The sequence below is a fragment of the Paranoxybacillus vitaminiphilus genome, from assembly GCF_003259935.1.
GTDB classification, from domain to species: domain Bacteria; phylum Bacillota; class Bacilli; order Bacillales; family Anoxybacillaceae; genus Paranoxybacillus; species Paranoxybacillus vitaminiphilus.
The window spans coordinates 401,045-415,750 of the sequence record NZ_QLMH01000001.1 but is presented as its reverse complement, the minus strand read 5'-3'; the positions used below and the strand labels follow the sequence as shown (position 1 = coordinate 415,750).

Sequence of the window (14,706 nt, the reverse complement as noted above, 5' to 3'; positions counted from 1 at the left end):
CTTTGTCTCCCCCGTTATAGTTCAAGATTTTTGGCAATAATCATTTTCATCACTTCATTTGTCCCGGCATAAATCGCACTTACCGGAATATCACGGTAGCGTCTGGCAATTTCGTATTCTTCCATATAACCGTAGCCGCCGTGGAGCTGCATGCTTTCTGCTGCCACCCTTTTTGCCATTTCCGTAATCCACCATTTTGCCATCGATACTTTTGTAACGATATTTTCTCCTTTCATATGAAGCTCAATGAGATCATCAAGGAACGTTCTTCCCAGCTCGATTTCCGTCGCCATCTCCGCTAAACGAAACTGCACGGTTTGGAATTGACTTACTTTCTTACCAAATGCTGTTCGTTCTTTCACATAGTTTTTCGTTAAGCGAAACATCACTTCAGCTGCCGTTTGCGCAGCGATGGCGACAATCAAGCGCTCCTGCTGAAGCTTTTCCATCAAGTAATAAAATCCTTTTCCTTCCTCACCAAGCAAATTTTCCGCCGGCACTTTTGCATCCGTAAAAAATAATTCCGCTGTATCTTGTGCATGCAAGCCAACTTTCTCTAATTTTCGTCCTCTCGTAAAACCCGGGGTGTCCCGCTCAACAACAAGCAAACTGATGCCTTTATGCGGTGGAGTGGCTTTAGGATCTGTTTTGCAGACGACGATGATTAAATCGGCATGGATTCCGTTTGTGATAAATGTTTTCTGGCCGTTTACAATATAATGATCGCCATCTCTCACAGCTGTCGTCGCTACGCTTGCTAAATCGGAGCCTGCTCCCGGCTCTGTCATAGCAATTGCGGTAATGATTTCTCCGGAAATACATTTAGGCAGCCACTTTCTTTTTTGCTCCTCTGTTCCGTATTGTGAGAGATAAGGAACAACGATATCGTTATGCAAGCTGATGCCGACCATGCTTGATCCGACTTTTTCTAATTCTTCATTAATGACAACAGAGTAGGCAAAATCGGCATTGAATCCGCCATATTGTTCATCTACCCAAGGACATAAAAAACCCTGCTCTCCCATTTTGCTCCAAAACTCCCGCGGAATCATGCCTTGTTTTTCCCATTCGTGATAATATGGATATGCTTCCTTTTCTAAAAACTTGCGAAAAGCATCACGAAAAATGTGATGCTCTTCGCGAATATACCTTGCTGTCATCGCAACTCTCCTTCCATCATGTTTGCTGCTTCTTTCACCTTTTGCCGCAGCAAAAATTTTTGAATTTTTCCGCTTGCATTTCGCGGCAAGCTATCGACAAAATAATAAGCACGCGGACGCTTGTAAGCAGCCAGCTTATCGCTGTTTCTGCAAAATTCTTCAAGCTCTTCCGCCGTTAAATCCGGAGCTTTCTTCACGACAAAAGCAATGACTTTTTCTCCCCATTTTTCATCAGGCTCACCAATGTATCCTCATGACAGAATGACAAATTAGGCTTTGTTCCACCATATCGCGATGGCGGTGCATGACGCCTTTTGGTTTACCGGTTGTACCGCTCGTATACATAATGGCGTATATATCATTCTCTGAAACTTGTATTTGCGGAGATATCGATGGAGCTGCTTTTACACGTTCGTGGTAATTTACTGCATATGCTGGGGTGTCTTCATCGATGTACCAAAAAGAGATGTGCGGAAAATCTTTATGAATACTAGCTATATGAGGTTCGGTCATTTTTTCAAACAGAAGGATTTTTGGAGTAGCATCTTCCAATATATAGGCAACTTCCTGTGCTTTCAAACGGAAATTGATCGGGTTAAAGATCGCCCCGATTTTCGCACAGGCGAAAAGCACAGTTGCCAGCTCACTTGTATTAAATAAAAATGTAGATACACGGTCACCTTTTTGCACTCCTGATGCCAAAAGTGCATTTGCAAGTTTATTCACTTCAGTATCCCACTGTTCATATGTGAGACGCAAATTTCTTCTAATATCAACGAGTGCTTCCTTCTTTGGAAACTTTCGAACCGCTTGTCCGAACAACTCACCCAACGTTACATACAAATTGTGATTCCCCCTTCCTTATTAAGTAAACGCTTACATTTAAGAATACCGCTTATTGACTGTATTAAAATATTTCGCCCTCAACACAAATATTCCTTCTTCTTATTCTGAATTTTTTTAATAAAAAAGACAGGAAGTCCCTGTCTAAACGAATGGAAATATGTTTTTTGAAGCGGGAGAATTCTTTCAGGATTTGATTAAAAAAATATTGCTTTCACTTCTCAAGTAAGTTTTCTTGTAAAAAATAAAACACCCTTTACAAGATGTATTATTTCGCTTTAGCCGCTTATTAAATCCCTGTCCCGGATAAGCATTAACTCTTTTTTATTATATCTTCCTTCATGCAACAGGCGCACTGCCTGTTTCCGTATCGCTTTTTCAATCAAATTGCGGATGTAACGACCATTGCTGAATTTTCCGCCCGCTCGACCTTCCAGCAATTCTTCAATATGATGGTATAGTTTGTGTTCAGCTTCGCTCGTAAACTCATAGTCTCTCTCGTGAAGCATTTGCTTTGCGATTTTCACTAATTCATCCACTGTATAATCAGGAAATTCAATCATAAGCGGAAATCGCGATGGCAAACCTGGATTTAAGGAAAGAAAATAGTCCATTTCTGCCGGATACCCCGCAAGAATGACAACTAAGTCTTCGCAATAATCTTCCATTCCTTTTACTAATGTATCGATCGCCTCTTTTCCAAAATCTTTCTCACCGCCGCGCGCGAGCGAGTACGCTTCGTCGATAAATAAAATGCCGCCGCGCGCTTTTTTAATTAAATCTCTTGTCTTATTAGCGGTATGACCAATGTATTCGCCAACTAAGTCAGCCCGCTCTGCTTCAATGAAGTGGCCTTTTGACAATACGTTCATCTCAAAAAATAATTTTCCTAATAAACGGGCTACCGTCGTTTTACCTGTGCCGGGATTGCCTTTAAAAATCATGTGAAGCGCTTGTTTATTCACTTTTAATCCTTTCTCTTTCCGCTCCTTGTTAATATACAGCCAAGCGTAAATTTCTTTGATTAATTTTTTTACGTTATCCAACCCGATAAGCTGGTCAAACTCCTTTTGAATCTCCTTTAATATCTTGTGCTGATCATAATCGATTCGCTCGATTTTCTCATCTTTTACTAAATGATTAATATTTTTTGAATTTAAAACAATATTAATCTGCCCTTTTGTTTTATTCATCGTTAGTTCCGACAAGGCTTTGTCACCTCTCTTTAACTTCTTAAAGCGGCAGCTTTATTAAGCACCATTTCCTTCTCACCTCTTAGTCAATATACGTAGCATGATTTTGATTTGTGACATCTGCCTAGAAAAGGCGCATCACAATGATTTGCATACTTCGACAATCGTTGTCTAGTTCTGCGCTTTCCCGAGAAATATGATTTATATATTCTATTCGTGTCCGCTCACTTTTACGAATAAAAAATGAGGCTGACCCCAAAAGCAAAGTGTCAGCCCCCACAACATCATCTATAGGACACATTGACTAAATAAACGATTTATTGTGAATGCACGTGAGGTCAGACACTTATGAGCCAGCCCCGTTTCTGTTTCCTTTATTCCATTTCAAACTGGATATTTTTTAGCGGAGCAAACGTAGAAATGGCATGTTTATAAATCAGCTGCTGCTTGCCATCTACTTCTAAAAGAACCGTAAAATTGTCAAATCCTTTAATAAAGCCTCGCAATTGATAGCCGTTTAATAAGAATACCGTTACTTGTGTGCCATCTTTGCGCAATTGATTTAAAAATTGATCTTGAATATTAATTGTGTTTTTCATGATTCGGCCTCCTCTTTTCTCTCTACCTATATTTATATATTCGTTTTCAATTGAAGCTTTCCTGCAATATAGTATAAAATTTCCTCCACTTTCCTTGAAAAGTCCGATATATCGGTCATGTCAAACCACTGAACAGGCATTTTGTTGCGAAACCATGTCAATTGGCGCTTCGCATAACGGCGTGAATTTTGTTTCAGCTGTTCGACCGCTTCCGCCAATGAAATGCGGCCGTCTAAATACTCATAAATTTCTTTATAGCCAATTGCTTGAATCGATTGACAATCGCGAACACCGCTTTCATATAACGTTTTTACTTCATCAAGAAGCCCTTCAGCCATCATTTGATCGACCCGTTCATTAATGCGGCGGTACAGCTGCTCCCGCTCCATCGTGAGCCCGACTAACGCCACATCATATAACAAATCTGGAGTCTGTTGTTTCTGCCACTCCGTCATCGTTTGACCGGTACAATGGAAAATTTCCAGCGCGCGAATGACCCGACGCACATTATTCGGATGAATCCGTTCAGCGCTGTGCGGATCTATTTCTTTTAGTTTTTCATAAAGTGCAATAGCGCCCCGTTCCTGAGCGAATGTTTCTAACTTGCGGCGATAGCTGTCATCAGACGGAGCAGCGGAAAACCGGTAGTCGTAAATGACAGATTGAATATATAACCCTGTTCCTCCAACAATTATTGGCAGCTTACCGCGCTTTGTTATTTCACTGATGAGCGGACGTGCCATCTGCTGAAATTCCGCAACAGAAAAAGGCTCGGTCGGTTCTTTAATATCAATAAGATGGTGGGGAATCCCTTCCATTTCTTCCGGCTTAATTTTCGCTGTACCTATATCCATCCCTTTATATACTTGCATCGAGTCACCGCTAATAATTTCTCCGTTTAACCGTTTGGCGAGCTCAATGCTCAATTTCGTTTTCCCCACCGCTGTCGGTCCAATAATAACAACAAGCTTCTCTCCCATGAATGAACCTCTACTTTCTACGATAAATATGCCCGCACTAAGCTATCAAAAGTTTATCATAAAAGACGATGATTGTCTTTTTTAGTTCATTCAAAAACCAGCCTGTTAATGCACTATGCAGGCCAAATCTTAAACCGAAGCTTCCGAAAAATGTAATTATTTTTATGTCATTTGTTTCATCACCTTACCACCTTCATAGTCTATCACCTTTATTGACAATTTTTTATCATGTTATACAAAATAAGAAACGTTGAAAGTCAAAATTCGTAAAAACAACATACAAAAATGACAAAGAGGCTGACTTCCGATCATTGTTATAAACCAGCCCCTGTCAATATTCAATTTGTTATATCTTGAATTTTCCAATTAACGCTTGCAATTCTTCCGCCATATGAGAAAGCGATTCAGCAGAAGAAGAAATTTCTTCCATTACCGCTAATTGTTCTTCTGTTACAGAAGATGCTTCTTGTGTTCCTGCCGCAGAAGTTTCTGCTACTTTCGCAATCTGCTGCATCGATTGCACCATTTGCTCTGTACCCGCAGCCATTTGTTGAATCGCAGACGAAATTTCTTGAATGTGTGAAGTAACCTCATTAATCGAGCTTTGAATTTGATTGAATGATTCACCTGCCGTATTCACAACTCCAATGCCTGAAACTACTTCCTTCGTTGCAGCTTCCATCGATTGAACTGCTTTATTTGTTTCTTCCTGAATCGCAGAAATTAATCGAGAAATTTGTTGCGCCGATTGAGCTGATTGCTCCGCTAATTTCCGTACCTCATCGGCTACGACGGCAAACCCGCGGCCTTGCTCTCCTGCCCTTGCTGCTTCAATGGCTGCGTTTAAGGCAAGAAGATTCGTTTGCTCAGCGATTCCTGTAATTACGTCCGTAATTTGACCGATTTCCTTCGAACGTTCTCCCAAATTTTTGATGACTGCTGCTAACCCATTCACTGTTTCATTAATCGAGCTCATTTGCTTAATAGCGACATCGATCGTTTTTCCGCCGTGAGTTGCTTTTTCTACCGCATCCATAGCAATAGAGGAAACGCTTTGCGCATTGCTCGCAATCTGCTGTGCACCGAAAGATATTTCGTTCGCTGTTTGCGATGTTTCTTGGAAGCTTTGTACTTGTTTTTCAGCACCAGCCGCCACGTCTTGCATAGTAGCTGCAATTTGTTCAGCTGCCTTACTTGTTTGTTCCGCACTCGCTGTTAACTCCTCTGCCGATGCTGCCACTTGTTCGGCACTGGAAGCCACTTGATGAATCAGCTCACGAAGATTTTTGCTCATTTGATTAAATGATTTTGCTAAATCGCCGATTTCATCTCTATTTTTTACTTTGATTTCATCTGCTGTCAAATCGCCGGAGGCAATTTTTTGAGCAGCCCCTGCAATCGCCATAACCGGACGGGAAATCATGCGGCTGATATACCAGGAAATGATGCTGCCTACCAAAACAGAAATAATACCTAATGATAAAACGATCACTTTCTCAAATTCCGCTTTGGCGGATGTTGTTTTAATACTTGTTTGTATTTTTTCTTTCTGATAGTCTTCCAGTTCCATTGCTTTTTCTTCGACTTGCTTTAATATTTCCCGACCCGTTGTCAGAATTAAACGATTATATACATCTGTGTTATTTTGTTTCTTTAATCCAAAAAGTTCATTGCTAAATTGATAAAATTCCTCTTCTAAATGATTTAACTCTTGAAGAAGTTGTTTTTCTTTAGCATCATCATAGGAATCCATCAGTTTTTTACTTAATGATTCGTATTCCTCATGAGCAATCGAGTAGTTTCGTAAAGCTGTTTCATCACCAGTCAGCAAATAGCCGCGCTGACTGGATTGCGCCTTTCTTATAATATTTAATAAATCTTTTGTTGCGATTAACCTTTCTATATCTTTTTCTATGAGCTCACTATATGTACGATCAACTTTAGTAATTTCATATAAACCGATAGCTACGACTGTTGCCAAAATCGCTAAAACAGCAAAAAAACCAGCAAATAACTTTTTCCTTATTGTAAGTTTCATCATTCATTCCTCCAATCTTTCACCTTTTTATGTAGAAAACAACAATGATTGGAAATCAAATAACAATTTTATTTTATCATAATCCTTTAAAATAACACTTAAAAAAACACGCCAACTAATAAATTGACGTGCTTTCCCGTTGTCTTTTGAGCAAATTTTTAAAAAATGTAATGTTATGGAAATTTCACTGGTTCGTTATTTACGATGAAACACTTTTTGTTTTTTTCGTAAATGATTCACGTAATATGTGACTGTTCATCAAATACACCCCTGCCAAAATAACGAAGCCGCCGATTATCGATACGGGATGAAACGTTTCTTTTTTTATCCACAAATCGAGCATGAGCGAAATAAAAGGAGAGACGTAGAGCCATGTAGAAGGAAAAGCTGGATTTGTCTTTTTGATTAGCCAATAATATAAACCGTGTCCTAAAACAGAACCAATCACAATCAAGTATAAAAGAGAAATCCAGCCGCTATAGCTAATTCCTGAAAAACTAGGACGTTCAAATGCAAAGGAAAGGATGATTAATAACAGACCGCCGAATAACATTTGATATCCGTTTAACATCAACGGGGATATTCCTTGTTTTAGCACCATTTTTGAATAAATCGTTCCAAATGCATAAAAGCTTTCACCGATGATAATGACGAAACAAGCAATAAACCAAAGCAAATGAAATTGGACTGAAAGCGATGGTCCCGTTATCAATCCGATTCCAAGGAACCCTAGCACTAACCCGACAAACTGTGCTTTTGTAATTTTTACCTTCTCCATGATGGAATGGAACAATGAGACAAAAAGCGGTCCGGTAGCTGATAAAAGAGCCGCAAAACTGGAAGGGATATGCTGTTCCGCCCAATAAAGTGTTCCAAATGTTATACCTGTCATACATGCCCCCGTAATAAGAAATTCAACGATATTCTTCTTTGTCGGAATTCGAAATTGTTTTGTAACAGTACCATATAATACAACAAGCAATCCGGCGATAAAGAAACGGAATCCTGCGGAAAAATAAGGGGCCCATCCTGCTTCTAAACCGATTTTAATGGCTAAAAACGTTGTTCCAAAGATAAGACACATTATTAGATATCCTACTAAAACCATACTTATTCATCACCTTTTCATGTTATTTTTATGTATAGAATGATACAATGGATGTATAACAGTAAAACTCTTACTATAACAGTTAAAGGATGTTTGGGTGATGAATATTCATTTGAAACGACACTCCAATCTCCCGATTCATGAGCAAATATGCCAGTATTTTATCGATCGTATTGCCTCAAAAATGATGAAAGATGGTGAAAAGCTTCCGTCTGTCCGACAGCTTTCTAAAGAGTTAGGTGTCTCTTTAGTGACCGTGCAGAAAGCATATCAACAATTGCAGCAACGAGGATATGTCGAAAGCTTTCAAGGAAAAGGAATATTCGTGAAATCCACTCATTTAAAGGAAGACATTGAAGATACACACACGAATTGGCATATGGTGATCCCTGATTATGTACCGCGCGCCCAATCATTATCCATCTCACAACCGCTGCGAAATATCCGCTATCATTTAGGAACTGCCTGTATTAACGGAAATCTCTTGCATACAGAGTGGATTAAAAAAGTGACCATGCAAGTGATAGAAGAAAATCCGCACATGTTAGGACATTACAGCAGTGCCAACGGTGACATGGAATTCCGAAAAGCGGTAAGCGATTATCTGCGAACGAAACAGCTTTCGGTTGCACCGGAACATATTTTAGCGGTCAGCGGAGCGCAACAAGGTATTGAACTTGTGGCGAAAACATTTATCGGACCTAATGATGTTGTATTTATGGAAGCTCCTACTTATCCGGGAAGTATCGATATTTTTAAATCAAGAGGAGCACAGATTATCCCTATCCCTGTCGAGCATGATGGAATTGATACAAAAACACTGATAAAGCTTTGTGAGCGATATCATCCGAAGCTTCTCTACATCAACCCAACCTTTCAAAATCCAACAGGCACTACGTTAAGCGTGAAAAAACGAAAAGAACTTGTCGATATTGCCGAAAGCTATCATTTTCTCATTATAGAAGATGATCCTTGGAGTGAACTGTACTTTAAAGAAAAACCTCCTGCTCCGATTAAAAGTTTTGATACGTCCGGTCATGTCATTTACTTAAAAGGATTCAGCAAATTTTTATCGCCTGCTTGCCGAATCGGCGCGTTAGTCACAACGGAAGGACCTTTATTAGAAAAGCTTATCGCGGCTAAAAGCATTTCTGATTTAGGCTCGCCGCTATTAACGCAAAAAATTATCGCTGGATTGCTGCAATCAAAAAAATTAAACAATGTTCTGCAAAACTTGCGGACAGATCTAAAGAATCGCGCAAAACAATGCATCCAATTATTGCATCAGCACTCCTCATTGCTTACTTTCCGCGCACCTAATGGCGGAAATACGATTTGGGTGAAACTGCCTCAACATGTTCATGCTGAGCTTCTTTTGGAATATTGTCATATGAAACAACTTTCTTTTTTACCTGGGAATTCCTGTTTCCCGACACATGTGCCGAACCAATATATCCGCTTGAGCTTTGCCGGAGTTTCCCAAGAGGAGCTAAAACAGGCGATTGAAGTTTTATGCCATACAATCAACAGCCTGTACACTACTCATAACCATTATCCGATAGAAAATTATCCTAGTTTTTAACATGTTCACCGAGAAGTCTCCCACCTCTAAGCGAAGTGTAGGTGGGAGAGGTTCATTGACAGTTCCTGATAAATAGAGAAAGAGGCTGCCCCAAAAACAAAGTGTCAGACCCCACAACCCATATATAGGACATAACATAAGATAAATGGACGAGATGATACAGACACTTATGGATCAGCCTCTTTATTTAATTAGTGAACCATATAATAAGTAACACGCCGAAAATAATGAAAAATTTTTATAAGACAACTTTCTAACCATCCATTAACTCTTAACAACGGAAACATTTACACCCCTTGTTTCTGTACTCTTATATTCTCCTCTGCCTCTTTGATGAGGAACGATGTCAGTAAAGCGATGATACTTCCAACAAAGCCAAACAGGAAGAGGTGATGAATTCCCGTCATAAAATTTGGCGCCTTCGTTAAAAATGCCCCCATAATCGTTACCCCAATCGCTGTACCGATGTTGCGGCTAAACATAAAGAAGGAAGTAGAAATCCCCTTTTGATGGGGTTCAACCATTTGTTGCGAACCGATTACGCCTACCGTTGACAGTAAACCGAATGCAAGCCCCTGCACAAACATCGTTATAAATACATACCAAAAACCATGACCTTGATTTAACATCACTAACAAGGCACCTGAGCCGACCAGCAACACATTGCCGATGATGAGTAAAAAACGATAGCCATATTTTAAAATCCATTTTCCGGCTGGAACAGACACCATCATCCAACCAACCGCCATGCCAAGCAGAGCCACTCCGCTTGTAAATAACGATTGATGAGCAACATGTTGTAAAAATAGCGGAATGTAGCTCGATGTGCCAAATAATGCAGCACAACCTAAAAAGCCGTTCATGTTCATCCATTTAATTGTTTTATTACTAACGAGCGAAAGCGGAACAAGCGGTGAAGACTGTTTTCTTTCAAAAAAATAAAAAATGACAATAAATAAGATTCCTAGAACAGCATAAAACAGCTGATTTTTCTCAACAACCGTATCGAGCAGAAGAAAGCTGACACCGCCAGCAAACAAAATCGCACCGATGTAATCGACACTTGCCTTTTTCGGCTCATACACTTCTTGATATGGAAGAAGCGTTAATAATGAAAGCAAGCAAATTGGCAAATTGACATAAAAAATCCAGCGCCATGACATGTACTCTACAAAAAATGCCCCAAGCAAAGGTGCCAGTAAAGCCGAGAGCCCCCACATCGCTGTAAAGAATGCTTGAATTTTCCCGCGTTTTTCGATTGGAAAAAGATCTCCAGCAATAATCGCTGGAAACGGCATCATAAATCCGGCTCCGATTCCCTGCACCGCACGGAAAATAACTAGTTGTAACATGCTCTGTGACATTCCGCAAAGAAGCGAACCAATGAAAAACAAAATAATTCCGAATCCAAATACTTTTTTCCTTCCAAAAATGTCAGATAGTCTTCCTGCAATCGGCGAAAGAACAGTCGTTGTAATCATGTATGAGGCAAACGCCCAGGCATACAGCTCAAATCCACCCAGTTCTTTTGCAATCATCGGCATCGTTGTGTTCATGATCGTCGTGTCTATCGATGCCACTAACATCGCAAGAACGATGCTGATCATCACTGTTGTTCTACTTTTCAATATTGTCCCCCCCTCTATATGTATTAATAAAGAATTATACACCACATTTCCAAAGTTTCACAATGAAAACATCTTATCCTTTCTAGAAAAAAGATACAAATATAAAGTTAGATAATGCTTGTACAGAACATTTCGTTAGCCAATTGAATGGGCATACCTTCGGAAATGGAAGCTTCAAACACATATAAGAGAAATCTGTCATTATTCCCTGAATCATTTTCATATAATGGTAAAAGAATTAAGAAACCGGTGCTATCCTTCTAATGATGAAACACATGAACATACTACTTCATAATATATAACAATCTCATCTTGTCATCCTAAAAAGAGAGGAAAAGTCCCATATGCTCCCTGCTACAGATAGTACAGTTTATCATGGAACAAATTTATTTGCTGCAAAAATCATTCAATATAACGGAATATGGTTAAACGTGCAAAGGCAGCTTACAGATTTAGGAATGGGATTTTATGTTACATTAAACCTATATCAGGCAAGAAGTTGGGCACAGATTAGAGCTACACATCCACAGATTTCTCCCAAGGTATTAGAACGATTAAATATCAGTAAAGATCAATACTTTAATCACCCGGATACAAAAATTCCAGCTTATTTGGTATATGAGCTCGATTTAAAACAACTAAATCAATTAAAGGGAAAAATATTTCCTTGTATCTCATGATCCTGAATGGCTACATTATCGACGGTCTTGGGAAATCTTTGTTCAAGAGTGTCGTACAGGAAAGAAGCATGATTACGAATACGTCTGCGGGCCAGTAGGAGGAGGTTATCTAATCAATCCTAATGAAATAAAAGTTTCCAGTAATAAAGATCAACTGTCTTTAAATAGTATGAATGCCATAAGATGTCTATCAAAATTAGAAATATAGTAAAAAACCTATAATCAAACAAATCTTTAATCATGTAAGAAGTCTAAAAATAAGAAGCTTAACGATAACGCTTTTTTATTTGAAATACATGACAAATTGATGACCATCGGCAACTTAACGAGCCAATAAATTGATTCAAAAATCTTCGATAGCTTCGAATTTTGATCCAATTATCATGCATGAACCAGCAGCCTATTGGGCGTTTTCTATTTTGTATGGAACACATAAGTTATGGTACAAGGATTATGAAACATATATGAGAAAGGAAAATCAATTCAGCGAATAAAAGGGAAAATAAACATGGTCAGGCATCATGTGAAGTGTATTTATTGCTCAAAAATTTTTCGACAAATCCCCTTATTTCATTTCACCTTTTTTTAAAAATTCATCATATAATTTAGGTTCCGTATAATGATTAGAAGCAATAAGCATCAATTTATGTCTATTGTCATATATGTGATGATCTTTCTTCTTACTCATAAGCAATGATTTACAGGTAATAATAATAACGATTAAATTCCTAATATAATCAAAACTGGGGACGTGAATGTAGATGAGTTTTTTTCATGGCCAGGAATCACTTACTGCCATTCAGTGGATCTTAAGGGCAATTGTTGCTTTTTTCTTTTTGCTCTTTGCGGCTAAAATCATGGGGCAGCGATCCATTTCTCAGCTAAGATTGCTTGATTTTATAATGGCTTTATCACTTGGAAATATTATTGCCCATCCTTTGTCTGACGAACAATTAGGACTGAAGGGATCGATGATAACGATAACGGTATTGGTTCTTTTATATACTGTTGGCGTATTTTTGAGTCTAAAATGGCACAAATTTAGAAATTGGCTTGAGCCTTCTCCCTTTCCCGTTATAAAAAATGGGCAAATCATTTATAAAAACTTAGCCAAAGCAAGAATATCCATTGATTTTCTATTATCAGAATTAAGAAAAGAAAAAATCGAAGATGTTCAAAAGGTTGCTCTTGCCTTATGGGAGCCAGATGGTACCATTTCGTTCTTTTTAAATCCGCAGCATCAAACGCTGACTCCAGCGGTTATGCAATTGGCGACAAAACCATTTGTTTTTCCGAGAACGATTATTAAAGAAGGGAAGATTCAGTTCAATGAATTAAAGCAAATTGGAAAGGATGAAAAGTGGCTGAAAAACAAAGTTAAAACAACATACCATGCGGATGTTAACGACATTTTGTTAGCAACTATTGATGATAACGATCACTTAAAAATCTTTTTGTGCAAATAAACTGGAATGACGGTAAAAGCGGATTTTATGCACTAGTATATAAAAAATATTGTTTAGAAAACATCGTACATATATTTTATCGTCTGATAAACATATTTCGTTCGTTGAAAAAGAGGCTGTTCCAAAAGCCAAGTGTCAGACCCCGCAACATAATATATATCCATTGGATATTGGATAAATGAGCTATATATCGTGAAATACGCATGAAGTCAGACACTTATGGGACAGCCTCTTCTTTGCTGCGCAGTTTCATTTTAGTGAGCTTGTATTATTTTAAGCGATTTATATAAATCCAACTTAAACTCTCAACATGTGAATCAAGCATAAAAATCAACCAGTATTCTGTTCGCCTTTTAAATAGGTTGAAAAATCAAGTTTGATTTATTATAGAACGCAGATACTCGGATGAAAAGAGTTTGAAGGGCCTTCAAGATTTCTATATAGGCGCATACAACATGTATAAACCACGAATATCAAGACGTTTTATTGGCGTTTTTACTAGTAAAAGACATATCAATGAATATCTCTTTTCTTAAAGCGTCCACCACGCACTTCAGCCATATCGGCTATCGCTAAAAAAGCATTTGGGTCATTTTCTTCGACAATTTCTTTCAGTTTTGCTTCCTCAAGCCGAGTAATCACACAAAATATCACTTTTTTATCATCACCGGAGAATGCTCCTTCTCCGCTCAAATATGTAACACCGCGCCCTAATCGGTTCATAATCGCATTTCCAATGCTTTCAGAGTTATCACTAATAATCCATGCCGACTTCGATTCATCTAATCCTTTAATGACAACATCAATCGTTTTAAAAGCAATCACATAAGCCAAAATTGAATACATCGCTCGATCCCAAGAGTAAACAAACCCGGCAGTACCGAGAATAAAAATATTAAAAAACATGATGATCTCGCCAACGGAGAAAGGGAGCTTTTTATTCATGAGTATAGCGAGTATTTCAGTGCCATCCAAAGCGCCGCCATAACGAATGACAAGACCTACTCCTGTACCGAGAATCATTCCGCCAAAAATAGTAGCTAATAAAATGTCTTCTGTGAAGGCGGGAATAGGATGAAACAGAGAGGTAAAAATGGATAAAACGGTAATCCCAAACAATGTGGAAATAGCAAACGTTTTGCCAATTTGCTTATAACCCATAAAAAAAAACGGAAGGTTTAAAAGAAAAATAAAAATTCCAAGACGAAAGCCCGTAATATGCGAAAGCATAATTGAAATCCCTGTTATGCCTCCATCAATAACGTTATTCGGAACTAAAAAAATTTCAAGTCCTACTGCCATTAGAACAGCCCCGATAAAAATAGCTGTTGCTCTTTTAATAATTTTAGCTTTAGATAACCGTTGATGTTGAACCTGCACATTGCCTAATTCCGTCAATTGTGTTCCTCCTTTTTTATAAAATCATTCT

11 protein-coding genes and 1 pseudogene are annotated in these 14,706 nt (G+C 38.5%); 3 read left to right on the top strand and 9 right to left on the bottom strand.

Annotated elements, in window-relative coordinates; genetic code table 11:
- Nucleotides 1-14 precede the first annotated feature (14 nt).
- From B0I26_RS02110 to B0I26_RS02080, 7 genes and pseudogenes are all read right to left on the bottom strand, one after another.
- Nucleotides 15-1,160, bottom strand: a complete 1,146-nt coding sequence (locus B0I26_RS02110; RefSeq protein WP_111643822.1) for an acyl-CoA dehydrogenase family protein — start codon at nt 1,158-1,160, stop codon at nt 15-17.
- Nucleotides 1,157-2,003: pseudogene (locus B0I26_RS02105) on the bottom strand (AMP-binding protein). The gene B0I26_RS02110 and the pseudogene B0I26_RS02105 overlap by 4 nt, the downstream one beginning before the upstream one ends.
- A gap of 278 nt (nt 2,004-2,281) precedes the next feature.
- Nucleotides 2,282-3,211 carry a stage V sporulation protein K gene (spoVK, locus tag B0I26_RS02100; protein WP_111643821.1) on the bottom strand — a complete coding sequence of 310 codons (930 nt, stop codon included), beginning with the start codon at nt 3,209-3,211 and terminating at the stop codon, nt 2,282-2,284.
- A 359-nt stretch (nt 3,212-3,570) separates the two neighbouring features.
- Nucleotides 3,571-3,795 carry an RNA chaperone Hfq gene (hfq, locus tag B0I26_RS02095; RefSeq protein ID WP_111643820.1) on the bottom strand — a complete coding sequence of 75 codons (225 nt, stop codon included), beginning with the start codon at nt 3,793-3,795 and terminating at the stop codon, nt 3,571-3,573.
- A 32-nt stretch (nt 3,796-3,827) separates the two neighbouring features.
- On the bottom strand, nt 3,828-4,775 hold the full coding sequence (gene miaA, locus B0I26_RS02090; RefSeq protein ID WP_111643819.1) for a tRNA (adenosine(37)-N6)-dimethylallyltransferase MiaA: 948 nt from the start codon (nt 4,773-4,775) through the stop codon (nt 3,828-3,830).
- A 346-nt stretch (nt 4,776-5,121) separates the two neighbouring features.
- The gene (locus tag B0I26_RS02085) at nt 5,122-6,813 is read right to left on the bottom strand and encodes a methyl-accepting chemotaxis protein (protein WP_111643818.1); all 1,692 of its coding nucleotides are present in this window, start codon (nt 6,811-6,813) and stop codon (nt 5,122-5,124) included.
- Between the two features lie 199 nt (nt 6,814-7,012).
- Nucleotides 7,013-7,897 (bottom strand): DMT family transporter, encoded by an 885-nt coding sequence (locus tag B0I26_RS02080; RefSeq protein ID WP_181502665.1) that lies wholly within the window; start codon nt 7,895-7,897, stop codon nt 7,013-7,015.
- A 124-nt stretch (nt 7,898-8,021) separates the two neighbouring features.
- Here B0I26_RS02080 and pdxR point away from each other — a divergent pair, with 124 nt between their 5' ends.
- A complete protein-coding gene (pdxR, locus tag B0I26_RS02075) occupies nt 8,022-9,503 on the top strand; it encodes a MocR-like pyridoxine biosynthesis transcription factor PdxR (protein ID WP_111643816.1) in 1,482 nt (493 codons plus the stop codon).
- Nucleotides 9,504-9,790: 287 nt separating this feature from the next.
- Here the strand turns inward: pdxR and B0I26_RS02070 are convergent, their stop codons facing one another.
- Nucleotides 9,791-11,131: an MDR family MFS transporter gene (locus B0I26_RS02070; RefSeq protein WP_111643815.1), complete on the bottom strand. Its 1,341-nt coding sequence runs from the start codon at nt 11,129-11,131 to the stop codon at nt 9,791-9,793.
- 344 nt (nt 11,132-11,475) lie between these two features.
- On the opposite strand from B0I26_RS02070, the gene B0I26_RS18500 reads away from it, so the two are divergent.
- A complete protein-coding gene (locus B0I26_RS18500; RefSeq protein WP_245934689.1) occupies nt 11,476-11,811 on the top strand; it encodes a DUF3990 domain-containing protein in 336 nt (111 codons plus the stop codon).
- Between the two features lie 761 nt (nt 11,812-12,572).
- Nucleotides 12,573-13,277 (top strand): DUF421 domain-containing protein, encoded by a 705-nt coding sequence (locus B0I26_RS02060; protein WP_111643814.1) that lies wholly within the window; start codon nt 12,573-12,575, stop codon nt 13,275-13,277.
- A gap of 513 nt (nt 13,278-13,790) precedes the next feature.
- On the opposite strand, the gene B0I26_RS02055 is transcribed toward B0I26_RS02060, so the two are convergent.
- Nucleotides 13,791-14,675 carry a YitT family protein gene (locus tag B0I26_RS02055; protein WP_111643813.1) on the bottom strand — a complete coding sequence of 295 codons (885 nt, stop codon included), beginning with the start codon at nt 14,673-14,675 and terminating at the stop codon, nt 13,791-13,793.
- Nucleotides 14,676-14,706 lie beyond the last annotated feature (31 nt).

What these genes read in the sequence shown, in the direction of transcription:
- B0I26_RS02110 (WP_111643822.1), bottom strand. Translation starts at nt 1,160, where the DNA reads ATGACAGCAAGGTATATTCGCGAAGAGCATCACATTTTTCGTGATGCT.
- hfq (WP_111643820.1), bottom strand. Translation starts at nt 3,795, where the DNA reads ATGAAAAACACAATTAATATTCAAGATCAATTTTTAAATCAATTGCGC.
- miaA (WP_111643819.1), bottom strand. Translation starts at nt 4,775, where the DNA reads ATGGGAGAGAAGCTTGTTGTTATTATTGGACCGACAGCGGTGGGGAAA.
- B0I26_RS02085 (WP_111643818.1), bottom strand. Translation starts at nt 6,813, where the DNA reads ATGAAACTTACAATAAGGAAAAAGTTATTTGCTGGTTTTTTTGCTGTT.
- B0I26_RS02080 (WP_181502665.1), bottom strand. Translation starts at nt 7,897, where the DNA reads ATGTGTCTTATCTTTGGAACAACGTTTTTAGCCATTAAAATCGGTTTA.
- pdxR (WP_111643816.1), top strand. Translation starts at nt 8,022, where the DNA reads ATGAATATTCATTTGAAACGACACTCCAATCTCCCGATTCATGAGCAA.
- B0I26_RS18500 (WP_245934689.1), top strand. Translation starts at nt 11,476, where the DNA reads ATGCTCCCTGCTACAGATAGTACAGTTTATCATGGAACAAATTTATTT.
- B0I26_RS02060 (WP_111643814.1), top strand. Translation starts at nt 12,573, where the DNA reads ATGAGTTTTTTTCATGGCCAGGAATCACTTACTGCCATTCAGTGGATC.